This window comes from Roseibium album (assembly GCF_001404515.1).
Taxonomy (GTDB): Bacteria; Pseudomonadota; Alphaproteobacteria; order Rhizobiales; family Stappiaceae; genus Roseibium; species Roseibium album.
The window spans coordinates 692,317-714,953 of record NZ_CXWE01000004.1; the positions used below are offsets into that span (position 1 = coordinate 692,317).

General features: G+C 56.5%; 21 protein-coding genes. 18 read left to right on the forward strand and 3 right to left on the reverse strand.

The genetic code is table 11. The features are described 5' to 3' along the window. The first annotated feature begins 40 nt into the window (after window positions 1-40). The gene (locus LA5095_RS16515; RefSeq protein ID WP_055116698.1) at window positions 41-586 is read left to right on the forward strand and encodes a hypothetical protein; all 546 of its coding nucleotides are present in this window, start codon (window positions 41-43) and stop codon (window positions 584-586) included. Window positions 587-603: 17 nt separating this feature from the next. Here the strand turns inward: LA5095_RS16515 and ade are convergent, their stop codons facing one another. Beyond that, window positions 604-2,325, reverse strand: coding sequence for an adenine deaminase (gene ade / locus LA5095_RS16520; RefSeq protein WP_055116700.1), 1,722 nt, complete (start codon window positions 2,323-2,325; stop codon window positions 604-606). A gap of 314 nt (window positions 2,326-2,639) precedes the next feature. Between ade and LA5095_RS16525 the strand changes: the two genes are divergently transcribed. From LA5095_RS16525 to eda, 8 genes are all read left to right on the forward strand, one after another. After that, window positions 2,640-3,968 carry an ROK family transcriptional regulator gene (locus tag LA5095_RS16525; protein WP_055116702.1) on the forward strand — a complete coding sequence of 443 codons (1,329 nt, stop codon included), beginning with the start codon at window positions 2,640-2,642 and terminating at the stop codon, window positions 3,966-3,968. Window positions 3,969-3,993: 25 nt separating this feature from the next. Next, window positions 3,994-5,010 (forward strand): sugar ABC transporter substrate-binding protein, encoded by a 1,017-nt coding sequence (locus LA5095_RS16530; protein ID WP_029063150.1) that lies wholly within the window; start codon window positions 3,994-3,996, stop codon window positions 5,008-5,010. Window positions 5,011-5,086: 76 nt separating this feature from the next. After that, window positions 5,087-6,169: an ABC transporter permease gene (locus LA5095_RS16535; RefSeq protein ID WP_055116704.1), complete on the forward strand. Its 1,083-nt coding sequence runs from the start codon at window positions 5,087-5,089 to the stop codon at window positions 6,167-6,169. Further along, window positions 6,145-6,942: an ATP-binding cassette domain-containing protein gene (locus LA5095_RS16540; protein ID WP_173937376.1), complete on the forward strand. Its 798-nt coding sequence runs from the start codon at window positions 6,145-6,147 to the stop codon at window positions 6,940-6,942. Before LA5095_RS16535 ends, LA5095_RS16540 begins: the two co-directional genes overlap by 25 nt. Window positions 6,943-7,023: 81 nt before the next feature. After that, window positions 7,024-7,971 (forward strand): carbohydrate kinase family protein, encoded by a 948-nt coding sequence (locus tag LA5095_RS16545; protein ID WP_055116706.1) that lies wholly within the window; start codon window positions 7,024-7,026, stop codon window positions 7,969-7,971. 98 nt (window positions 7,972-8,069) lie between these two features. Next, window positions 8,070-9,545, forward strand: coding sequence for a glucose-6-phosphate dehydrogenase (gene zwf / locus LA5095_RS16550; protein ID WP_055116708.1), 1,476 nt, complete (start codon window positions 8,070-8,072; stop codon window positions 9,543-9,545). 132 nt (window positions 9,546-9,677) lie between these two features. Then, window positions 9,678-11,498, forward strand: coding sequence for a phosphogluconate dehydratase (gene edd / locus LA5095_RS16555; protein ID WP_055116710.1), 1,821 nt, complete (start codon window positions 9,678-9,680; stop codon window positions 11,496-11,498). Between the two features lie 25 nt (window positions 11,499-11,523). Further along, a complete protein-coding gene (gene eda / locus LA5095_RS16560; RefSeq protein WP_055116712.1) occupies window positions 11,524-12,162 on the forward strand; it encodes a bifunctional 4-hydroxy-2-oxoglutarate aldolase/2-dehydro-3-deoxy-phosphogluconate aldolase in 639 nt (212 codons plus the stop codon). Window positions 12,163-12,201: 39 nt separating this feature from the next. Here eda and LA5095_RS16565 read toward each other — a convergent pair whose 3' ends face one another. After that, on the reverse strand, window positions 12,202-12,807 hold the full coding sequence (locus tag LA5095_RS16565; RefSeq protein ID WP_208992720.1) for a PilZ domain-containing protein: 606 nt from the start codon (window positions 12,805-12,807) through the stop codon (window positions 12,202-12,204). A 288-nt stretch (window positions 12,808-13,095) separates the two neighbouring features. Here LA5095_RS16565 and pgi point away from each other — a divergent pair, with 288 nt between their 5' ends. The 5 genes from pgi to LA5095_RS16590 all read left to right on the forward strand — a co-directional run bounded on the left by pgi (window position 13,096) and on the right by LA5095_RS16590 (window position 16,497). After that, entirely contained in the window at window positions 13,096-14,718 is a 1,623-nt protein-coding gene (gene pgi, locus LA5095_RS16570) for a glucose-6-phosphate isomerase (protein ID WP_055116714.1), read from the forward strand. 242 nt (window positions 14,719-14,960) lie between these two features. Further along, window positions 14,961-15,230: a YMGG-like glycine zipper-containing protein gene (locus LA5095_RS16575; protein WP_029063159.1), complete on the forward strand. Its 270-nt coding sequence runs from the start codon at window positions 14,961-14,963 to the stop codon at window positions 15,228-15,230. Between the two features lie 61 nt (window positions 15,231-15,291). After that, on the forward strand, window positions 15,292-15,561 hold the full coding sequence (locus tag LA5095_RS16580; RefSeq protein ID WP_029063160.1) for a YMGG-like glycine zipper-containing protein: 270 nt from the start codon (window positions 15,292-15,294) through the stop codon (window positions 15,559-15,561). Window positions 15,562-15,864: 303 nt separating this feature from the next. Then, the gene (locus LA5095_RS16585) at window positions 15,865-16,083 is read left to right on the forward strand and encodes a YMGG-like glycine zipper-containing protein (protein WP_051644892.1); all 219 of its coding nucleotides are present in this window, start codon (window positions 15,865-15,867) and stop codon (window positions 16,081-16,083) included. A gap of 141 nt (window positions 16,084-16,224) precedes the next feature. Next, window positions 16,225-16,497, forward strand: coding sequence for a YMGG-like glycine zipper-containing protein (locus tag LA5095_RS16590; protein WP_029063161.1), 273 nt, complete (start codon window positions 16,225-16,227; stop codon window positions 16,495-16,497). A gap of 36 nt (window positions 16,498-16,533) precedes the next feature. Here LA5095_RS16590 and LA5095_RS16595 read toward each other — a convergent pair whose 3' ends face one another. After that, on the reverse strand, window positions 16,534-17,643 hold the full coding sequence (locus LA5095_RS16595; protein WP_104704043.1) for an ROK family transcriptional regulator: 1,110 nt from the start codon (window positions 17,641-17,643) through the stop codon (window positions 16,534-16,536). Window positions 17,644-17,775: 132 nt separating this feature from the next. On the opposite strand from LA5095_RS16595, the gene LA5095_RS16600 reads away from it, so the two are divergent. The 4 genes from LA5095_RS16600 (at window position 17,776) to LA5095_RS16615 (ending at window position 22,588) form a co-directional block, all read left to right on the forward strand. Continuing rightward, window positions 17,776-18,765, forward strand: a complete 990-nt coding sequence (locus tag LA5095_RS16600) for an extracellular solute-binding protein (RefSeq protein WP_055117028.1) — start codon at window positions 17,776-17,778, stop codon at window positions 18,763-18,765. A gap of 64 nt (window positions 18,766-18,829) precedes the next feature. Then, window positions 18,830-19,921, forward strand: coding sequence for an ABC transporter ATP-binding protein (locus tag LA5095_RS16605; RefSeq protein ID WP_055116716.1), 1,092 nt, complete (start codon window positions 18,830-18,832; stop codon window positions 19,919-19,921). After that, a complete protein-coding gene (locus tag LA5095_RS16610) occupies window positions 19,918-21,612 on the forward strand; it encodes an ABC transporter permease (RefSeq protein ID WP_235808760.1) in 1,695 nt (564 codons plus the stop codon). Before LA5095_RS16605 ends, LA5095_RS16610 begins: the two co-directional genes overlap by 4 nt. Continuing rightward, a complete protein-coding gene (locus tag LA5095_RS16615; RefSeq protein WP_144436015.1) occupies window positions 21,605-22,588 on the forward strand; it encodes a hypothetical protein in 984 nt (327 codons plus the stop codon). The genes LA5095_RS16610 and LA5095_RS16615 overlap by 8 nt, the downstream gene beginning before the upstream one ends. The last annotated feature ends 49 nt before the right edge of the window (window positions 22,589-22,637 follow it).

Consider the following 22,637-nt stretch of genomic DNA (forward strand, 5'->3'; position numbering starts at 1 on the left):
CGCGCATGTTCTGCAGTATCCTCCGATGGGTGACGGATAGATGTATAATCCCAGAGAAGCCACTGAAGACAGACATACACACAATCTGGCGATTCTGTGTTTTGCAGGCTTTGTGTGCCTTTTAGCGGTCTATTTCCATTATGACAGCGGATTGAAATACTGGCTGCTGGAATTCTTCGGCGAAAAGACCCCGGGAACGGTCCTGAGCATTCAGGATATGAACCACGAACAGCTGACCCTGAAAGAAGCTCTTCACAAGTCTCCGCGCAACACATTGAAAAACAGCACTCACAGGTTTACGCACGATGTGCTTGTTGTCGAAGTAACTCAGCCGGGAAACGCACCGCAAGTCCTGACTTTCTGGGTTCCCGGGCAGTGGTCGGCCGGTTTGCACTCAGATCAGACCTCGATCACTTACCTTCCCGTCAATCCCAGGATTGCCTATCCGACAGACCTGCTGGAGAACTTTTCCTTCGACGGAAAGCTGCTTGTCTGGTCATTGATCGCCGGAGCGGTGATCCTGTTTCTTGCCATGAGAACAGCGCAAAGCTGGAACAGGTTCAGAAACGGGATGCGCCACTACTGATTGATTTCAAGAGCACATCAGGAACCCTGATCAACAAGCTCGAACTTGTCGACGTCGAAGACGCCCAGATCGGTTATCTTCAGATGCGGAATGACCGGAAGTGGCAGGAACGCGACCTGAAGGAACGGTTCCTCGAGCGTACAGCCGAGCAACCTGGCAGCAGCACGCAGGGATTCAAGGTCGGATCTGACAGTCTCGAACGGCTCCAGGCTCATCAGCCCGGCGAGAGGCAATGCGAGTTCGGCCTTGACGCCCTCCGTGTCCGCGACTGCGAACCCGCCATTCATTGCTACAACCCGATTCACGGCATGAGACATTGCTGCATCATTGGCTCCGACAACACAAATATTGTGGCTGTCATGTCCAACAGAACTTGCGATTGCGCCGCTTGTCATGCCGAAACCATGGACAAAACCGCGGCCGACATGACCAAGCCCCCTGTGCCGTTCGACGACAGCAACTTTCAAAACATCCTGTTCCAGGTCGACCAGTGTCTTGCCCCCGGAGACGGGAAGTCTCTTCACCAGATGTTCGGTAATGATTTTTCCAGGCAGAACACCAATGACGGACGTGTCACTGTTGCGCGCCGGGACGTCGAAAGTACCGGGTGTGACCGGTTCAAGTTTGACGCTGTTCAGCCCGACCGGTGCAACAGACCCGCGGCTGGAAAAGGCGGCGTCGTTCGCAAGTACGCCACCGGCGAGCACCTGTTCGATGCCGCATCCCTCGAAATCGTTCAACAGAACGATATCGGCGCGTTTTCCAGGTGCGATTGCGCCGCGGTCCTTCAGACCGAAAGCGTTGGCCGCAGACCAGCTGGCGGCCCGATAGGCATCAAGAGGACGGATACCCTTTGCAATCAGGCGCCGGATCATGCTGTCGAGATGGCCTTCTTCTGCAATATCGAGCGGGTTGCGGTCGTCGGTACAAAGAGCGATGAACGCGGAAACATCCGGTGTCAGGATCGGAGCAAGGGCTTCCAGATCCTTTGATACCGAGCCCTCGCGCATCAGGATTGTCATGCCTTTGGAAAGCTTTTCCAACGCCTCTTCTGCAGTGGTCGCCTCATGGTCAGTCCGGATCCCCGCGGCGAGATAACCGTTCAGACCGAGGCCGGACAAAAGCGGCGCATGGCCATCGATATGTCCATCCTGGAATGCCGCAAGCTTCGCCAGAACCTTGGGATCGCGTGCCAGCACGCCCGGAAAATTCATGAATTCTGCAAGGCCGATCACATTCGGATGATCGCGGAATGGCAAGAGATCATCAACTTCAAGGCAGGCTCCGGCCGTTTCAAAGGACGTTGCCGGGACGCACGAAGACAGGTTGATCCTGAGATCCATGACGGTTTCAAGAGAAGCATCAAGGAAATACCGGATCCCTTCCGCACCAAGCACATTGGCGATTTCGTGGGGATCGCAAATGGCGGTGGTAACACCGTGCGGCAAAACACAACGGTCGAATTCCAGGGGCGTGACCAGTGACGATTCAACATGCAGGTGTGTGTCGATAAAACCGGGAACGGCTGTCAGTCCCGCTCCAGGCAGTGCTACAGCACCTTCGTAGCTGCCATAGGTCCCGACAATACGGTCCCCGGTGACGGCAATGTCCGTTTCGCGGCTACTGCCGTCCATCACATTGAAAAGCGTGACATTCTTTATGACCAGGTCCGCCGGCGCTTCGCCCGCCCCGGTGGCGATAGCCCGCGCAAGAAAAGCTTCGTCTTTTTTGACCGGCATCAACGTTCACTCCGATTCCCTTTTGAAACTCGACAATACGACTCCTGTGACCTCCGGCAATGGGCCTCAATGAAAAACGCATGGTTGCATCCGGGAATTCACTGGAGATCAATATGCCCATACGGAACTTTTTCTGTTATTGTCGAGACACCGATTTCTGCACATTTGTCAGCGCCTTACTGTTCCCCGAGGCAAAAAACGTACTGGCCAACTAAAATAAGAATTGACAGATCGGTTCTGTAGGCGAATAATTTCATCAAAATTAATTATTATGGTACCGCCGGTTCAGCGAGACTTGTGCCTTGGGAGGGGCAATGAACGTGGAGGAGACCCGCACATCTGGCCGAGGCTCGAATTCCGCGCAGTTGCGGCGCTATAACGAGCGTATCGTCCTGCAGATCCTGCGGCGCGCCGGCGAAGCATCCAAGGCGGAATTGGCCCGCGCGGTTCAACTGACCAACGCCGCAATCGGTGCGATCATCCAGGACCTGATCGAGGAAGACCTCATATTCGAGGCGGGCAAGCGCCATGACGGCAGCAGAGGTCAACCGGCCACGATACTGAAACTTGCACCAGACGGAGCCTTTTCATTCGGCGTCCGCCTTGACAGGACGAACCTCGAAACCGTCCTCATGGACTTCTCGGGCCATATTATCGACCGCCGTATTCACGACATGATTCTACCCGCACCGGAACAGGCGCTGGAAATCCTGAAGGAAGACCTGGAAAGTCTGCGCGCATTGTTGAGCGAGGAACTGCGGGAACGCATAACGGGCATCGGCCTGGCTCAACCGTTCAATCTCGACGCCTGGCTTCACGAACTCGGGTTGCCGGAGGCGGATTTCAAGAAATGGAACGACTTTGATCTTGCCGCCGCGCTGGAAGAGGCGACGGGGTTGCCGGTCTTCGGCGAAAACGACGGGACCGCAGCCGCGGTTGCCGAATTGTTTTACGGACACGGCCGGCAGAACGACGATTTTCTGTATCTGTTCCTGGGGCCGGCCATCGGCGGTGGCCTCGTCCTGAAGGGCGATGTCATTCGCGGCTTGTCGGGAAACGCGGGCGATGTTGCATTCATGCCGGTACCGCCGAGCGGTCTTTCGACCGCGCCGAAACCAAAGCAACCCTGGGATCTGCTGCTGACAAGGGCTTCGCTGGTTTCATTGGCAAGGCACCTGTCTCCGGAAAATTTTGCGCAGCTCAGCAGGTCCGACCTGCAGGCAGCGGTGGAAGCGAATGATGCAAGATATCAGGAATGGCTCGAAGACTGTGCCTCGGCGGTCGGGCTCGCTTTGCGCTCGGCCTATGCGCTTCTCGACATTTCGCTCGTGGTTGTGGACGGCGACCTGAGAGGGGCTTTCCCCGAAGCATTCCAGCAGGCGCTTCAAAAAGCCGTGGAACAGGCCGCTCCAGAAAAGCGCAAGTCTCCGGAAATCGTATTCGGCAGCTTTGCTCATGATGCCGGCGCGGTCGGCGCAGCGAGCCTGCCTCAGTTTTTCAACTTCTCGCCGAGGGCAACAATCCTGACGGGCGGGAAGGACAAGGGACCTGCCGGAGCTGGCAGCTCGGAAAACCGAGCCAGCTTTCCGGCAAGGGCAGCACGGTTGGGGTCACATCTGGCCACACCTGACCGTTCCGATTGACAAAGGCCAGGGAGGAAAAACGCAAATGATCCGCAAATTACTCGCGACATGCTCGGTTCTTGCAGCCATGGGAGTTGCTCCTGCGGCCGCGGCAGACATTACCGCCTGCCTGATCACCAAGACCGACACCAACCCGTTCTTCGTGAAGATGAAGGAAGGCGCGACAGCCAAGGCTGAAGAACTCGGCATTGAGCTGAAATCCTTTGCAGGAAAGGTCGACGGTGACCATGAAACCCAGGTGGCCGCGATCGAAACCTGCATCGCCGACGGAGCCAAAGGTATCCTGCTGACCGCATCCGATACCTCGTCAATCGTGCCGGCCGTGCAACAGGCACGGGACAACGGTCTTCTCGTGATCGCTCTCGATACACCGCTTAGCCCGATCGACGCAGCCGACGCCACTTTCGCGACGGACAACTTCCTGGCTGGTGAACTGATCGGCAAGTGGGCTGCCGGTGCACTCGGCGACAAGGCAGCAGACGCGAAAATCGGCATGCTCGATCTTGCGATCAGCCAGCCGACCGTCGGCGTACTGCGTGATCAGGGTTTCCTTCAGGGCTTCGGTATCGATCTGGGAGACCCGAACAAGTGGGGCGATGAAACCGATTCACGCATCGTCGGCAACGACGTCACGCAGGGCAACGAGGAAGGTGGCCGTCGTGCGATGGAGAACCTGCTTGCCAAGGATCCGATGATCAACGTGGTCTACACGATCAACGAACCGGCCGCGGCCGGAGCTTATGAAGCGTTGAAGTCAATCGGCCGTGAAAACGACGTACTGATCGTTTCCGTGGATGGTGGCTGCCCCGGCGTACAGAACGTCAAGGACGGCGTCATCGGCGCGACTTCACAGCAGTATCCGCTTCTGATGGCCTCTCTCGGTATTGAAGCCATCAAGACCTGGGCGGACAATGGTGCAAAACCTGAGCCGACAGCCGGCAAGGACTTCTTTGACACAGGTGTTGCACTTGTCACCGACCAGCCGGTTGACGGCGTCGATTCCATTGACACCGCAAAGGGCACGGATCTCTGCTGGGGTTAATTCCTGACAGAAAACGGCAAAAAGGGGCGTGGCAATCCTTGCCCCTTTTTTTTAAGCGGCATAGAGGGAAACGGGCATGACCTCAGAAACGAAAACAGCGGGCGAATCGGCGGACTACGAGGCAGCCGCAGACTCCAGTCCGCAAGCTGTGGCCTCCTTTGATGAGCATCATCATGGGTTGGGGCACAAGATCCAGCACACTTTGCACCAGACGCCGTCATTGGTTCCCCTGATTGTTCTGGTCCTATCCATCATCGCATTCGGCATAATGCTCGGATCGAAGTTCTTTTCTCCCTTTGCACTCACGTTGATCCTTCAGCAGGTCCAGATCGTGGGTATCGTCGCTGCGGCCCAGAGCATCGTGATCCTGACGGCCGGCATCGATCTCTCCGTCGGCGCGATCATGGTCCTCTCGTCCGTCGTGATGGGTCAGTTCACCTTCAGGTACGGCTTGCCGGTCGAAGTTGCGGTTGCCTGCGGCCTTCTTTGCGGGACGATATGCGGCTACATCAACGGCTTTCTCGTCGCCGTTGTAAAACTGCCGCCATTCATCGTCACGCTCGGCATGTGGCAGATTGTGCTTGCGACCAATTTTCTCTATTCGGCCAACGAAACAATCCGCTCGCAGGATATTGCCAACACAGCTCCCTTGTTGCAGCTGTTCGGGAACAAGGTGAATATCGGCGGCGCAATCTTTACCTATGGCGTCATATTCCTGGTGCTGCTCGTATTGGTGCTGGCATATGCCCTGCGACAGACTGCCTGGGGGCGGCACGTATATGCTGTTGGTGATGACCCGGAAGCCGCCCAGCTTTCCGGCGTGCAGGTGAAGAAGGTCCTGATCTCCGTCTACATGCTCTCCGGTCTCATCTGCGCATTTGCCGGCTGGGCCATGATCGGCCGTATCGGTTCGGTCTCGCCGACCTCGGGTCAACTTGCCAATATTGAATCCATAACCGCCGTCGTGATCGGTGGAATCTCGCTGTTTGGTGGCCGCGGTTCGATTCTCGGCAGCCTGTTCGGAGCCCTGATCGTCGGCGTCTTCACGCTCGGCCTTCGATTGCTTGGAGCAGATGCCCAGTGGACGTATCTGCTCATCGGACTGCTCATCATCGCTGCCGTCGCAGTCGACCAATGGATCAGAAAGGTATCGGTGTGATGGAACCCGTTTTGCAAGCCCGTAGCCTGGTCAAGCGTTACGGCCGCGTGGTCGCCATGGATCATGCTGATCTTGAACTCTATCCGGGCGAAATCCTCGCGGTCATCGGCGACAACGGAGCAGGTAAATCCACCCTGATCAAGGCCTTGAGCGGTGCTGTCATACCAGACGAAGGTGACATTCTGCTCGACGGCAAGACGGTCAACTTTACCTCACCGATCCAGGCACGGGATGCCGGCATCGAAACCGTGTATCAGACATTGGCCATGTCCCCTGCCCTGTCGATCGCCGACAACATGTTCATGGGCCGGGAACTGCGCAAGCCAGGCATCATGGGCGCGTGGTTACGGCAACTCGACCGCAAGAAAATGGAAGAAATCGCCCGGCAGAAACTCAGCGAGCTTGGTCTTCTCACCATCCAGAACATCAACCAGGCGGTTGAAACCCTGTCGGGAGGACAGCGTCAGGGCGTTGCAGTGGCAAGAGCTGCAACTTTCGGGTCAAAGGTGGTTATCATGGATGAGCCGACGGCAGCCCTTGGTGTCAAGGAAAGCCGACGCGTGCTTGACCTGATCATGGATGTGAGGGCACGCGGTTTGCCGATCGTGCTCATCAGTCACAACATGCCGCATGTGTTTGAGGTTGCCGACCGGATCCACATCCACCGGCTCGGTCGTCGTGCCTGCGTCATCAGGCCATCTGATTTTTCCATGTCCGACGCGGTCGCGATCATGACCGGCGCCATGGATCCACCTGAAGATCTTGCGGCATGAATGATTGTCTGAGAACAAATCCAAGGTGGTCCGGCACTGCCGGGCCATTTTCCAATCAGCAATGAACAGTCTGGGATCCTGATGTATGTGATCTGCGGTGAAGCGCTCTTCGACCTCTTTGGCGAGGCAGGTGCGGAAGACGGTGTTACCTTTGACGCAAGAATTGGCGGGTCGCCATTCAACGTGGCCATGGGCCTTGCCCGTCTGGGTGAGACGGCCGGGTTCTTTGGCGGAATATCCAACGACGCGCTTGGTGTAAAACTTGTCGACAAATTCCGTAAGGAAGGTGTTTTGGACGATTACATCCTGAGAACGGATTACCTGACAACGCTCAGTCTGGTCCAGAAGGATGCAAACGGCCACCCGGCCTATACGTTCTATGGTGCAAATGCCGCTGACCGCATGGTCACGACAGAAGATCTACCTGTGTTCAGGGAGCCTCCGTTCTTTTTGCATATCGGTTCTTATACCGCACTGGTCGATCCCATCGCCGGTGCACTGAAAGCCTTGATCGAACGTGAGCGTCGGAACACACTGATTTCGTTCGATCCCAATATCCGTCCGACAGTGGAACCCGACATGGCCCTTTGGCGCCGGAACACGGAAGGTCTGGCGCCACTCGCCGATGTCATCAAGGTCAGCGATGAGGATCTCGCCCTGATCGCACCGGATGAACCGATCGCCGACATTGCGCGCCGCTGGCTGTCGAGCGGAACGGCACTCGTCATTGTCACCCGTGGCGGAGAAGGTGCGAGCGCATATTCTGCAGGTTTCGAAACCACTTGCCCCGGCATCAAGGTAAAGGTTGAGGACACGGTGGGTGCGGGCGACACGTTTCAGGCCGCATTGCTTTCCGGCATGAAAAAACTCAAAGTCACCGACAGGAAATCGCTGGCGGAGCTTGAAGAGCAGCGTGTCGGGCGTCTTCTTGAATTCGCCATGCAGGCAGCCGCCATCACCTGCTCGCGCCGCGGAGCCGACCTTCCGGTGATCGCTGAACTGGAAAAAGAATGGGCAGCTCTCATTTGAGGGGCTGACAAGTGAATTAAATCGATTTAAAAGCCTCTCGAAACCAGCCGGGCCGTCGGCAGTCCGGGAAACAGTTAGCCTGTTGGAAGGATAGTCTCATGGCGGTACGCGTCATTGAAGTTCAGGAATTCGACCTTGTCGTGTTCGGCGCGTCCGGTGACCTTGCGCATCGCAAGCTTCTGCCGGCTCTCTACCACCGCGACGCAGATGGACAGATGCCTGAGAACGCACGCATCATCTGCAGTGCGCGCCGTGACTATACCGACGATGACTATTGTGACTGGGCCAGGACGGCACTCCAGGAACATGTGAAGGATCTCGAGGAAGATCATCTTGCCCGGTTTCTGAAACGCCTGCGTTACGTCAAGATCGATGTCGCGACTGCTCAGGGTTTTGAAGACCTGAAAAAAGTGCTGGATGAACGCGAAGACGTTATTCGGGGGTTTTATCTGGCTGTCGGCCCTGATCTGTTCGGAACCATCTGCGAGAACCTTGGCAGAGTGGGAGCGGTCAATGATCATGCCCGTGTCGTCATGGAAAAGCCGATCGGCAAGGACGGTGCTTCGGCCAAGGCCCTCAATGACACGGTCGGTGCGGTCTTCAAGGAAGAACAGATCTTCCGTATCGACCACTATCTGGGCAAGGAAACCGTTCAGAACCTGATGGCACTCAGGTTTGCCAATGCCCTGTTCGAACCGCTCTGGAACGCTGCACATATCGATCATGTTCAGATCACTGTGGCGGAATCCCTCGGTGTCGGTGGGCGCGCCGGCTACTACGATACGGCTGGCGCCTTGAGAGACATGGTCCAGAACCATATCCTGCAGCTGTTGTGTCTTGTGGCCATGGAACCACCGGAGTCGATGAACGCGGACAGCGTCCGGGATGAAAAACTGAAGGTGCTGAAGGCCCTGTCTCCAATCGGCAACCACAATCTCGACAAGTTGACCGTGCGGGGTCAATACCGTGCCGGGGCGTCTGCCGGCGGTGCGGTTCCCGGATATCTTGAAGAGCTTGGCAACGACGAAAGCCGGACGGAAACCTTTGTCGCATTGAAGGCTGAAATCGCAAATTGGCGGTGGTCCGGGGTTCCGTTTTATCTGCGGACCGGCAAACGGCTTGCGCAGCGTGTATCGGAAATCGTCGTGCAATTCCGCCCTATTCCCCATTCCATCTTCGGCACGGAAGCGGGAAAGATCACGGCCAATCGCCTGATCATCCGCCTTCAGCCGGATGAAGGTGTCCAGATGCAGATCATGATCAAGGACCCGGGCCCGGGCGGGATGCGGCTGAGACAGGTTCCGCTCGACATGAGTTTTGCCGATGCCTTCAAGGTGCGCAATCCGGACGCCTATGAGCGTTTGATCATGGATGTGATCCGGGGCAACCAGACACTGTTCATGCGCCGGGATGAAGTCGATGCGGCCTGGTCCTGGATCGACCCGATCCTGGCCGCCTGGGCAACGTCCAAGGAAACGCCGAAGGGCTATACTGCAGGCACCTGGGGCCCGTCCGCCTCCATTGCGCTCGTGGAACGCGATGGACGCACCTGGTCTGAAGACGACGCCGAATAAACAGATTTCACAGGCTTGGGGCCTGTGAAATTTCTGCCATTTAAATCGATTGAATAGAGTTATCGGGCGAAAGCGCGAAATTTGCCCGAAAGCGATGACCCAGCCGTTACCGGCAAGGAAAGGACTTGAAGCATGACTATCCAGGATCGCATCGGCGATGTCACGGAACGGATCGTCAGACGCAGTCACGACAGCCGTTCTCTTTATCTGGACCGGATCGGCAAGGCTGCCGACAAGGGCCCTCAACGTTCGCGGCTTTCCTGCGGCAACCTTGCGCACGGTTTTGCCGCATGTGGGTTATCCGACAAGCAGGCCTTGTCGGGTGATGTGGTACCCAACCTGGGGATCATCACTTCCTACAATGACATGCTGTCGGCCCACCAACCATACGAGACCTATCCGGCGCTCATCCGCGAAGCCGCGCACGAAGTTGGTGCCGTAGCACAGGTTGCAGGCGGTGTCCCCGCCATGTGTGACGGCGTCACACAGGGTCAGGACGGCATGGAATTGTCCCTGTTTTCGCGCGATGTGATCGCCATGTCCGCCGCTGTGGGTCTGTCGCACCAGATGTTCGATGCCGCCGTTTTCCTCGGGATTTGCGACAAGATCGTTCCCGGTCTCGCGATTGCCGCGCTTTCCTTCGGGCACCTGCCGGCCGTGTTCGTTCCGGCAGGTCCGATGACAACCGGTATTTCGAATGACGACAAGGCAAAGGTGCGGCAACTCTATGCGGAAGGAAAAGTCGGCCGGGACGCCCTGCTGGAAAGCGAGTCCAAGGCCTATCACTCGCCAGGTACCTGCACATTCTACGGCACGGCAAACTCCAACCAGATGCTGATGGAAATCATGGGGCTGCACATGCCGGGCGCCTCGTTCGTCAATCCGGGCACCCCGCTCCGCGATGCGCTGACCAGGGAGGCCACAAGACGCGCACTGGCAATTTCTGCTCTCGGCAACGAGTTTACTCCAGCGGGCGAAATCATCAACGAAAAGGCCATTGTCAACGGTGTTGTCGGCCTGCATGCGACGGGCGGCTCGACTAACCACACGATGCATCTGGTTGCGATCGCCGCAACTGCGGGCATCAAGCTGACTTGGGATGATATTTCCGAACTTTCGGATGTTGTTCCGCTCCTCGCCCGGGTCTATCCGAACGGCAAGGCGGACGTAAACCACTTCCAGGCAGCCGGTGGCCTTGCATTCCTGATCCGCGAACTCCTGTCGGATGGATACCTGCACAAGGACGTCAAAACGGTCCACGGCACGGATCTTTCAGGATACACGGTTGAGGCCAAACTCGACCAGGATGGAAACATCGTGCGTGAACAGGTACCGGCTGTGTCAGGGGACGAAACCGTTCTGGCTCCGCTGTCAAAGGCCTTCCAGCCGACTGGAGGCTTGAAAATGTTGACCGGCAATTTCGGCAAGGCGGTCATCAAGATTTCCGCGGTCGCCAAGGAGCGGCACGTCATTGAAGCCCCTGCTCGTGTCTTTCATTCGCAGGACGATTTCCTGACGGCCTTCAACAACAAGGAACTGAAGGGCGATATTGCCGCGGTGGTTCGCTTCCAGGGTCCAAAGGCCATGGGAATGCCTGAACTTCACAAACTCACGCCCTGTCTCGGCATTCTCCAGGACCGCGGCCACAAGGTGGCCCTTATTACCGATGGCAGAATGTCTGGCGCATCAGGCAAGGTTCCGGCAGCAATCCACGTCACGCCGGAGGCAGCGAACGGCGGTCCGATAGCGAAGATCAAAGATGGTGACATGATCCGCATCAATGCCGTCACCGGCGAACTCATGGTTCTTGTAGACGACGCCGAATTCAACGCCAGACCGCTTGCGACCGCAGACCTCAGTGAGCATCAGTTCGGTGTCGGGAGGGACCTCTTTGCTGCATTTCGGGCAAATGTTGGCGCAGCAGACGATGGCGCGCACGTGTTTGGTGTGTAAAGCCAATACTATTCGGGAGAAAACAATGGCTCAGGACATTCAGAAAATCGAAGCAGTGATGTGCGCTGCACCTGTTATCCCGGTACTGGTTGTCGAGGACCCCAGGAAGGCCGTACCGATGGCTGAAGCCCTCGTCAGAGGTGGTCTGCCTGCTATCGAAATCACTTTGCGTACACCGCATGCTCTGGAAGCAATCGACGCCGTAAACGAGCATGTGGATGGAGCGATTGTCGGCGCCGGAACAGTCTTGAACGGCAAGCAATATGATGCAGCAGTCTCGGCCGGGGCTCGTTTTGTTGTTTCTCCGGGAGCGACAAAGTCCCTGCTGGACGCAGCCGACGAGCACAGTGTGCCGCTCCTGCCGGGTGCGGCTACGGCCTCCGAGGTGATGTATCTTCTGGAACGCGGATATGAACGCCTGAAATTCTTTCCGGCTGAACAGGCGGGCGGCACGTCTTATCTGAAGTCGCTGTCCTCCCCCCTTGCAGCGGCCAAATTCTGCCCGACAGGCGGTGTCAGTCTCGACAAGGCACCGGACTATCTTGCACTTCCGAATGTTCTGTGCGTGGGCGGTTCCTGGATCGCCGATGCCAAGGCGATTGCTGCCGAGGACTGGGCCGGCATCGAGGAACGCGCGCGCGCGGCCGCCGGGCTCAACGATTAAAGAAAGGTAGTTGGCAAATTTGCACGAGGCATCTGCTTGTCAGGCGTCCTCGGTTTCCTGAGCCATTAGGTCTTGGTCTTCACCGCTCTCATCGCTCCCGCTCTCCTCCAGGGTCCTGTTCCAAAGGAGGCGTAGACCGGCAGACTTGTCGTTGCGCCAGGCAAATTCCGCGACAACCGGCTTGTCGAATTTTTTCATCGAAATGAGAACTTCTTCGGGAAGCGCAGTTAGCCCCTCGGCCTTGACCTTGCACCCGTTCTTGGCTGCATCCACAATGATACCGGTAATCTCGGTGATACCTTCCAGGTCAGCAATCGTCACGGGAATCTTGACGTCGTTTCGTTTCTCGCGACGCTTGTCGGTGACTGAGCTTTCGTGCGTTGTAAAAACAACGGCTGCGTCTTTGCCCTTGACCGATGTCACGTGTGCCTTGGAAAGCTTGCGCGACCCTTCAAGGCGGATCCCGACATTCTTGTATAACTCGCTGACATGTTCCGACGTCAGGCAACAGCCCCATTCACTTACATTCGTAACCACCGCATCAATGATTGCGAGTGTATCGAAATCGACAACGAGCACGTTTTCCCGAACATCCGGATTTCCCTGAAGATGAGCCAGATCATGAGAAGTTTTCGCTGCGCACATTGGGTCTGATTGCCTGAAATGTGAATTCATTGGAATTTCTACGTACCCTTCGGCACGACTTGATAGACGCTACGTCAAAACTCCTAATATCTTATCAATTCCGGACCCAATACAACCACCGCATGAGACACGCGCCATGCAGAATTCAGTTATGCCCCGTCTGCCACCTCGACCAGCCGGCAAGTCGGAAAATCTTTTTCCCTCCGTCAAGTTGCTGTGCTAATTGATGCCTACCTTGCCCAATGACGAAAATTCAACCGGTTAAATCGATTTAAAAGAGGTACTCCAATGGCTCTCGAAGCAGCGTTTGTTTCACTCGGCGAACAGGCCGACAAGATGAGCAACACGACCCTGCGCGAGTTGTTCGCGGATGACCCTGACCGTTTCGAAAAGTTTTCCGCCCGCACGGGCGACCTGCTACTCGACTATTCCAAAACCAAAATAGACCTCAAGACCCTGGACCTCCTGTTTGAGCTCGCACGGGCTGCAGACCTGGAACAGCGGCGATCTGCAATGTTTGCAGGTGAGAAGATCAACACGACCGAAGAGCGGGCAGTGCTCCACACTGCGCTCCGCAACCGGTCCGATCGTCCGGTCCTTGTCGATGGACATGATGTCATGCCAGATGTTCGCGCGGTGCTGGACGCGATGGCAGATTTTTCCGAGGCGGTTCGTTCCGGAGAGTTGGTGTCGTCATCGGGCGCCCCCTTTACCGACGTCGTCAACATAGGTATCGGCGGGTCCGACCTCGGACCAGTCATGGCAACACTGGCGCTTGCTCCCTACCATGACGGTCCGGAGCTTCACTATGTTTCCAATGTCGACGGCGCACATATTGCAGATACGCTGGAAAAACTCGATCCTGCGACGACCCTGATCATCGTCGCATCCAAAACTTTTACGACCATCGAAACCATGACCAATGCCGCAACAGCACGAAGGTGGATTGCGGACACCCTCGGCGAAGAAGCGGTCGGCCAGCACTTTGCAGCCGTTTCAACCGCGCTGGACAAGGTGGCGGCCTTCGGCATTGACCGGAGCCGCGTCTTTGGTTTCTGGGACTGGGTCGGCGGTCGCTATTCGATCTGGTCCGCCATCGGCCTGCCCCTGATGATTGCGATCGGACCGGATGCATTCAATGATTTCCTGGAGGGCGCACACGCAATCGACCTGCATTTTCAGGAAGCGCCGCTTGATCAAAACCTGCCGGTGCTGATGGCGTTGATCGGCGTGTGGCACCGGGATGTCGTCGGATATTCGGCGCGCGCTGTCCTTCCCTACGACCAGCGCCTCGCGCGGCTGCCGGCATATCTGCAACAGCTCGACATGGAATCGAATGGAAAACGGGTCAGGCTCGACGGCAGCCCGGTCGACAGGGAGACCGGCCCGCTCGTCTGGGGAGAACCCGGCACGAACGGGCAACATGCCTTCTACCAGCTACTCCACCAGGGAACGACGGTTATTCCGTGCGAATTCCTCATTGCAGCACATGGTCATGAGAGCGACTTGCAGCAACATCATGATCTGCTGATGGCCAACTGCCTGGCGCAATCCGAAGCTCTGATGCTCGGTCGGACCCTTGAGGAGGCGACGGCGTTGCTAACAGCATCGGGTCATTCCAAGGAAGACGTCGAGCGACTTGCCCCGCACAAGGTGTTTCCCGGTGACCGTCCGTCACTCACGCTCGTTTATGACAGGCTTACTCCCTTCGCGCTTGGCCGCCTGATAGCTCTCTACGAGCATCGTGTCTTCGTCGAAGGCGTCATCTGGGGAATAAATTCATTCGATCAGTGGGGTGTGGAACTGGGCAAGGAACTGGCCACGGCGCTTCTGCCCATGGTGAAGGGCCAGGCTTCGGCAGACAAAAAAGACGCCTCGACCCGCGGATTGCTCGCCATTTTGAAAGGGTGATCCTGTCCCGATGGACAAAAATAGGACGGGAGCACCGAAGCAACGGAAGCGACCGTCATATTTTTGCCTAACGCGGGCTATCTGTTTCACATCACTGAACAACTCGGGTCTCACCGCCCTGAGCTCTTTTGCACGTTGTGGGAATTGATAGATTGCCCCGTCGGGCAAAGCAGCTTACCCTTGGTGAGATTTAAAACTATTGAACGTGCCGCTGAATGTGGTTCTGAAGGGAGTTATCTTTCATGAAGAAGTTTGTTCTGCTCGCAGCGATCGGCGTTGCGTTGGCCGGATGCCAATCTGACAGCCAGACTGACCGGGCCCTCGTTGGCGGTGGCCTGGGTGCAGCAACCGGTGCCGCTATCGGCGCTGCAGCAACCGGTGATGTCGGAGGAGCGCTCGTCGGTGGCGTTATCGGCGCAGCTGGTGGTGCGATTGTTGGATCTGCCACAACACCGAAAAACTGTGTCGCTTACGACCGTTACGGCAACCCGTACCGTGTGGCGTGCCCGTAACAAGGCCCGACACACTGTTCGAAGCGCGATCCGGGAATGATCAACCGGTAGGATGAAAAATATGAAAAAACTTCTGTTTGTTGCCGTGGCAGCTGCCTTTCTAGCCGGCTGTCAGTCCGACAGTCAGACTGATCGCGCGCTCGTAGGCGGCGGCTTGGGTGCTGCAACCGGCGCAATAATCGGCGCAGCAGCCGGAGGCGGAGCGGGCCCCGCTCTCGCTGGCGCAGCAATTGGTGCGGCAGGCGGTGCAATCGTTGGTGCCGCCACCACGCCGAAGAACTGTGTCGCCTATGACCGGTACGGCAACCCCTATCGGGTTGTTTGCCCCTGATCGAATACAGCCCCAAAAGCTCCGATCTTAACGTGCCGTTTAGGTTACGGATTCAATAATGAGTTGATTGGGTTTTGAGCGTTTTGGCTGCTTGTCCAAAGCGAAGGCGTTGAAAATGATTCATTTTCAGCGCGTTCGCCACAGGCAAATGGCGGGAATAGCCAATTCCTGAGGATGCCGGAATGGACCTGCCCGGTAGCGCGGGCGTGCAGGACAAAATGATTTCCGTCCCCCACGTCTTGCCTTACCGAGAGTTTCAGAAACCGTCACCGAATTTCACTCATTTTTGAGGTTATGACCTAGATGAAAAAAGTCATATTGGTGGCTGCAGTCGCCACATTGCTTGCCGGGTGCAGCTCCAGCCGGCAGACAGATCGCGCATTGATTGGCGGCGGCCTTGGGCTGGCAACTGGCGCAGTTGTTGGCGCTGCCGTTGGAGCCGGAGCGGCACCTGTTCTTGCAGGGGCTGCAATCGGCGCAGGCGCTGGAGCTGTTATCGGCGCGGCGACCACGCCGAATTGATTGGCTCCCCTGCCAGTATGGAGTTTCCGGCCGCTGGTGCAAATTCCGGAAATCGAAACTGGATAACCCTGGCGCGGTAAGAAACTGTTAACCATAAATCTTCACCTTTGGCGAAGCTCATTCCTTTGCCAAGGGACCGTGATGAAACCGATTCTAGCAGCAACGGCCCTCGCCTTCCTTCTTGCCGGCTGCGTCAATACCGAAAGCCAGCGGGACAGAATGCTCATCGGGGCCGGCCTCGGGGCAGCAACCGGTGCAACGATCGGCGCCGTTGCCGGGTCGACGGTCAACGCGACGCTAGCCGGTGCAGCACTGGGTGCTGTCGGTGGCGGCTTGGTTGGTATCGTCACAACGCCGCGCAACTGCATAGCGCAGGATCAGAACGGCACCCCCTACAAGGTGCGCTGCCCTTAAATATGCGCTGCCCTTGAGTTTTCGCACATGTCAGCTTTATCCGGCATTCGGACTTGTCGTCAGATAAAGCGGTAGTGCCGCTGCTCCCAAGTGAGGTTTTTTGTCGGCTTCAGCGCGTATGAAGGTCGGGTGCGGACCGAAATGATCCTCCCCGAGAGACTTGCTTGCAGACAGCCTCTCGATCAGCTCTGAGAAAATTGCATCCGGCAATCGCCCACCCAGTACGATTGCGTCCGGCGACATGGTCCGGGTTATGACAAGGCTGAGCCATTTGAGTTGTTGTTCAACCCGGTCAACCCAGTTCAAAATGCTTTCGTGCTGCAGGTCTGCCTTGCTGATGTGTTCCAGATTGTCGGCAGCAAGCCCGGCCTCTTTTATGGTCGCCAAAAGATCCGATCCTGAAGGTCGCGGTTGCGACTTGGGAAAAAGCCCCCCGAATTCGGCAGCCGACGCGCTTTTTCCCAGATACAGCGATTGGTCAATGACCGCGGCACCACCGATACCGTGAGACAACCAGACGTAATTGAAGTTACGCACGGACCGACAGCTTCCGAACAGAAGCTCAGCAAGACAGGCACATTTTGCGTCGTTCAGCTGATGCACCGGCATATCGAAATAGGGCGCAAAATCCTTGCTCGCATCGATCTCCGGCCATTCGGAAAAATACTGTGTCTGCCGAACGATGCCCGGCTTGCTGGTATGTTGTCCGGGATAACTGATGCCGCACCCGATGAAACGATCCGGCTGCAGTCCAAGCTGCCTGGTCTGCCGGTCAACAGATGCACCGATCAGCTCCATGAGTTGAGAAAACCCGCGATCGGTAATCGATGACGTCTCTTCCGAGAGGACTTCCCCCAAGGCATTGACAATACAGGTGTAGTACCTCTCCGGGTCGATAAACACACCGGCAGACAGCAGTCCCATGGGACGAAGCTGAAGCAATTTTGACGGATAGCCGCGCCGACCTGCGCGGTTCGGGTCCGCTTCCTCGACAACAAGCCCGTCATCCAGAAGCTGATTGACAATCCGGGTTACGGTTGATGGCTGCACATCCAGCAGATCCGCCAGCTTCAACCTGGAAACCGGCCCCTGAGAGCGAAGCAGCTGGATAAGGCGCCGCGCGCTCGGTTTCTGCAGTGTATTCAATTTATGCTCCTGGTCTCCGTGCAGCCTAATAAATTGCACCACGCAAATAAACCTTGATTTTTTAATTTGCGCTTCGCAATATAATGCTTGCTCAGCGTATCCGCCGGGCACGACCTTGTGAGGGAGGAACGAATGAACCCGAAGAAAACTTTGCTGAAACTTGGTGTTGCCCTGACCGCGACGCTGTCGGCCACGATGGCCTTTGCTGACGGTACGGTCACCGTCTACACCGCTGCGCCACAGAATTTTGTCGATGAACTTGTACCGATGTTTGAGGAAGCCTCCGGTACGAAGGTCGAGGTTATCAAGGCGGGTTCCGGAGAACTCCTGAACCGGCTGACAGCCGAATCCGCCTCCCCGATTGCCGATGTTTTGTGGAGCGTCGACGGCACCGTGGTGGATTTCAATCCGGATTTGTTCACGGCATATGTATCGCCAGAGCAGGCTTCAGTTGATCCTTCTCTGATAAAAAGCGAACTCTGGTCGCCATTTACGGCTGTTGTCATGGCATTTGCCGTCAACAAGGACGCTCTTGGCGACAAGCCTGTGCCGGCAAGCTGGTCGGATCTGGCCAAACCTGAATATGACGATCTGATATCTTCGGCCCGCGCGGACAAGTCCGGCTCGGCCTATATCCAGTTTGCAACGGTTCTGCAGGCATTTGGTGACGAACAATCAGGATGGGATGTCTATAACGGCATGCTTTCCAATTTTGTCCTGTCCGACAGTTCCGGCGCCGTTCCCCGCTTTGTGAATGACGGCGAACTGCCGATCGGAGTAACACTTGAGGATGCAGCTCTTCGATACAAGGAGGGTGGAGGACCTGTCGAAATCGTCTATCCGGCCGAAGGTACAGCCATTTCTCCGGATGCAATTGCACTGGTTTCCGGCTCTCCCAATTCCGACGCCGGCAAGAAGTTCATCGACTTCATCCTGTCTGCCGAGGCGCAGAAAGTAGTCGCCGCTCAGGGACGCCGCCCGGTTCGCACAGATGTTCCCTCCAATGAGAGCCTTGTCCCCCTGGGTGACATCAAGGCTGTCGACTATGATTTCCAGTGGGCAGCCAAGGAGCGCAAACGCCTCGTGGAAGCCTGGGGCGAAGCTGTTCTCGACTACCAGTAAGCAAGCGATGCGGCCGGGTTCCCCGGCCGCACTACCACCGGACAATTTGGGAGGGGCAACGACGATGGCATCCGTTGATATCGTCAATATCAGAAAATCTTACGGGCCCGTCCTGGCCCTGTCAGACATCGATATTCAGATCGAATCCGGAGCGTTTTTTACGTTGCTCGGCCCAAGTGGCTGCGGAAAAACGACGCTGTTGCGCACAATTGCGGGATTTCACTTTCAGGACTCCGGCACAATCCTCGTCAATGGCCGGGAAATTCAGAACATGCCCGCGCACAAGCGCGGCGTTGGAATGGTCTTTCAGGATTACGCGGTTTTTCCGCATCTGAGCGTCACCGACAACGTGGCCTTCGGTCTCAAGAGAAAAAAGATTTCTTCCGCCCTGATCAAGCCGAAGGTGGCCGAAGCTCTCAGGATTGTTCAACTTGAGGAACTCGCCCACCGCATGCCTCACGAGTTGAGCGGCGGGCAGCAGCAGCGCGTCGGGCTCGCCCGCGCAATCGCGGTCGACCCTACCGTCCTTCTGATGGACGAACCCCTCTCCAATCTGGATGCCAAGCTTCGCGTGGACCTCAGGGGAGAATTACGCCGCATCCAGAAAGACATGGGCATGACAACCATTTACGTGACCCATGACCAGGAAGAGGCTCTTGCCATGTCAGACGTCGTTTGCGTCATGTTCGGCGGGATCATTCAGCAGGCAGCCTCCCCTTTCGAAATCTACCGCAATCCGGCAAACCGTTTCGTCGCCAATTTTGTCGGTGCCAACAATTTCCTTGCAGGAAACATTGATAGTCAAGGCGATGCGATCCTGACCACGTCCGACCTGAAGGTGCGTTCGATTGAAGGAGGCATTTCAGACACGAAGATCGCCGTTTCGGTTCGCCCTGAAGCGGTGAATGTCTCTCGGGGTTCACACGCTGCCAGTGACGACATGCTGACCTTTGACGGCAACATTCGGCAAATCAGCTTCATAGGGCGAGAACTCGAAGTCCATGGCAAGACCCATCTCGGAGACGACGTTCGCGCTATTTTGCGGCCGACATCAGATCTTCTTGGTCTGGCCGAAGGCGATCCGGTCACCTTCGCCTTCAACCGTGATGAAGCAATCCTGTTCGAAAATGGAGAAACGGGCCGGAGGTTGTCATGACAATGACCACCTCAAACCCTCTCTTGAAACCTGTCTATATTTTTGGTCCTGTACGCTTCGATTTCTGGACCGCAATGACGCTGCTCGTCATTGCTGTGCTTTTTGTCCTTCTGATACTGCCGATAGCAAGCGTGTTTTTCGTCAGTTTTCTGGATGAGGACACCGGCGCGTTTACGCTTGCAAACTACGTGGAGGTGTTCACTCGGAACTACTACGTGAAGGGTTTGCGAAACACGCTCACAGTGGGTCTTCTGGGTACACTTGGTGCTTGCCTGATCGGCGTTCCGCTGGCGTTTTTCACCGCAAGGTTTCGAATACGCGGCAAGGCGCTGATCTCGACGCTTGCAATTCTGGTACTGGTCGCCCCACCTTTCATCGGCGCCTATGCCTGGATCATGATGCTTGGCGCAAATGGCTTCATAACCAACTTCTTCAAGGGCCTTGGTCTCAACCTGCCGACGATCTATGGCGCTCACGGGATCATCCTGGTCTTTACGCTCAAATTCTTCCCGTTCGTGTTTCTCATGACGAAAACCGCGCTCGGTTCCGTCAACAAGTCGTTTGAAGATGCGGCTGAAAACCTCGGCTGCAACGCCTTGCAGCGGTTCTTCCACGTAACCCTGCCCCTGGTATTTCCGGCGGTAAGCACCGGTGCGATCATCTGTTTCGTGCTGTCGATAGCCGACTTCGGGACGCCTGCAATTTTGGGCCGAGGTTTCCGCACTTTGTCGACGATCGCATATTCCGCCTACACATCCGAACTCGGTGGCAAACCCACGATGGCCGTCACGGTTTCACTGGTCATGATGGCGATCTCCATACTGGCTCTTTTCATTCAGCGCCGGTTCTTGTCAAAGCGGCGCTATGCATCCGCCCTCACCAACCGGCCAGTCATCCAGCAGCTGAAAGGCTGGCGCAACTGGGGTGCACACGCCTTCTGCTATGCCGTTGTCATAACCGCGATGTTTCCGACACTCGTGGTCGTCTACACGTCGATCCTTGAAACCAATGGTCCGGTCTTCACCGGCGAATATGGTCTTTCCAGCTATCGGCGGGTGCTGCTGGATGCGCCGGAAGCGATCTTCAACAGTTTCCGGTTTTCTCTGATCGCTGTGGCCGTGATTGCTGTTTTCTCCGGATTGATCTCGTACCTGATCGTTCGGCGGGAAAACGCGGTTTCCGGGACCATCGACGTCCTCATGATGGTTCCCTACCTCGTCCCCGGCGTCGTGATGGCCATCGGCTTTGTGACGACGTTTCGATCAGGCTGGTATGACCTCACTGGTACCGGCTTGATCATCGTCATGATCCTGTTCATTCGACGATTGCCGTATGGCGTCCGGTCAACCACGACCAACCTTCGACAGATCAAGCCGTCTTTGGAAGAAGCCGCGGTCAATCTTGGAGCGTCTCCGCTGCGGGCCTTCGTATCGGTAACGGTTCCGCTGATCCTCCCCGGTCTGATTGTCGGCTCCCTGATGAGTTTCATAACCGCGATCAACGAGCTTTCCTCCACCCTGATCCTCTACAACTCCAAAACAGTAACCATGCCCGTGAAGATCTACATATCGGTGCTCGACGGCGAATTTGGCCTCGCTGCGGCTTTGTCCACGATCCTGCTCGTTTGCTCGGGACTTTGTGTCTATGCGGTCTTCCTGCTCGCTGACGATCGGGAATCGTCATTTGTCTAGTCAACTTCAGCCAAGCACCGGCATACCAATGCAGATTTCATCGCTCACCTATTCGAGAGACCGAACCGGCCGACAGGCGGGAGACGACAGTCTTTTGATCTTGCCGGGTACCTGCGGAGTGTTCGACGGGGCTTCAAGCGGTGCGACTTCCCCCGGAGTTTCTCCCGGCCAGGCGGCGTCCCGAGCCGCGGCATCCGTCCTAGGTGAGTTTGCCGCCACAAGAACCATGACGGATGTCCCGGCTTCGGAAATCTTCTCCGCAATCAGGGAAAGGATTTGCCGGACGGAAAGAATGCTTGGCAACACTTTCCGCGCGTCGACTACCATGGCGGCAGCATTTTTCGACGCAGAAACAATCCGGCTGCTTGTTGTCGGAGACAGCGGTATACGAATAAACGGCGACCAGGTTTACAGGTGGCTGAAACCCGTCGACGACCTCTCAACGACAGCGCGGATTGAGGTGTTCAACCTGTTGAAGGGCAATGGCGGTTCATCTGATGAAGTCGAGGCTCAAACACGAAAAATTTCGTTTCAGGGTTTGGACAATGGTGTGAGTGAAGGCATTCTTGAGGAAGAGGACGCCGCCAGGATATGCACCCTTGTATCGGACAAATACGCTGACATCGTCCCCCCTCGGCATACGGAAGCAATCCTGCGCACGGGCATAAGGAGCCAATACCTTTATGCCAACAGACCGAACCATCCGCTCGGGTACTCGTCACTGAATTGCGATCCCATTCTGATGGATGATGTCATCGATGTCAGCAAACCGATTGCAGAGGTCGAAACACTCGAATTCTTCACTGACGGTTATTTCGATCTCCCTGGAGAAGTGTCTGTTTCCGCCTGGGAAAAAGCCTTCGACAAATGCGAGACGGTCGATTTTCACAAGACGGAAAGCTTTCCCAGCATCAAGGGATCGACTTCGAAGGAATTTGCAGATGACCGCTCCGTGATTGTTGTCAGAAACTCCTGACGCGGCGTCGACGTACCTCAGACGCATGATCCGGCTCGAAGGCTGCCTT

Bases quoted from the DNA above. Each gene is read 5' to 3' on its own strand.
- LA5095_RS16515 (WP_055116698.1), top strand. From the start codon at position 41: ATGTATAATCCCAGAGAAGCCACTGAAGACAGACATACACACAATCTG.
- ade (WP_055116700.1), bottom strand. From the start codon at position 2,325: ATGCCGGTCAAAAAAGACGAAGCTTTTCTTGCGCGGGCTATCGCCACC.
- LA5095_RS16525 (WP_055116702.1), top strand. From the start codon at position 2,640: ATGAACGTGGAGGAGACCCGCACATCTGGCCGAGGCTCGAATTCCGCG.
- LA5095_RS16530 (WP_029063150.1), top strand. From the start codon at position 3,994: ATGATCCGCAAATTACTCGCGACATGCTCGGTTCTTGCAGCCATGGGA.
- LA5095_RS16535 (WP_055116704.1), top strand. From the start codon at position 5,087: ATGACCTCAGAAACGAAAACAGCGGGCGAATCGGCGGACTACGAGGCA.
- LA5095_RS16540 (WP_173937376.1), top strand. From the start codon at position 6,145: ATGGATCAGAAAGGTATCGGTGTGATGGAACCCGTTTTGCAAGCCCGT.
- LA5095_RS16545 (WP_055116706.1), top strand. From the start codon at position 7,024: ATGTATGTGATCTGCGGTGAAGCGCTCTTCGACCTCTTTGGCGAGGCA.
- zwf (WP_055116708.1), top strand. From the start codon at position 8,070: ATGGCGGTACGCGTCATTGAAGTTCAGGAATTCGACCTTGTCGTGTTC.
- edd (WP_055116710.1), top strand. From the start codon at position 9,678: ATGACTATCCAGGATCGCATCGGCGATGTCACGGAACGGATCGTCAGA.
- eda (WP_055116712.1), top strand. From the start codon at position 11,524: ATGGCTCAGGACATTCAGAAAATCGAAGCAGTGATGTGCGCTGCACCT.
- LA5095_RS16565 (WP_208992720.1), bottom strand. From the start codon at position 12,807: ATGTGCGCAGCGAAAACTTCTCATGATCTGGCTCATCTTCAGGGAAAT.
- pgi (WP_055116714.1), top strand. From the start codon at position 13,096: ATGGCTCTCGAAGCAGCGTTTGTTTCACTCGGCGAACAGGCCGACAAG.
- LA5095_RS16575 (WP_029063159.1), top strand. From the start codon at position 14,961: ATGAAGAAGTTTGTTCTGCTCGCAGCGATCGGCGTTGCGTTGGCCGGA.
- LA5095_RS16580 (WP_029063160.1), top strand. From the start codon at position 15,292: ATGAAAAAACTTCTGTTTGTTGCCGTGGCAGCTGCCTTTCTAGCCGGC.
- LA5095_RS16585 (WP_051644892.1), top strand. From the start codon at position 15,865: ATGAAAAAAGTCATATTGGTGGCTGCAGTCGCCACATTGCTTGCCGGG.
- LA5095_RS16590 (WP_029063161.1), top strand. From the start codon at position 16,225: ATGAAACCGATTCTAGCAGCAACGGCCCTCGCCTTCCTTCTTGCCGGC.
- LA5095_RS16600 (WP_055117028.1), top strand. From the start codon at position 17,776: ATGAACCCGAAGAAAACTTTGCTGAAACTTGGTGTTGCCCTGACCGCG.
- LA5095_RS16605 (WP_055116716.1), top strand. From the start codon at position 18,830: ATGGCATCCGTTGATATCGTCAATATCAGAAAATCTTACGGGCCCGTC.
- LA5095_RS16610 (WP_235808760.1), top strand. From the start codon at position 19,918: ATGACAATGACCACCTCAAACCCTCTCTTGAAACCTGTCTATATTTTT.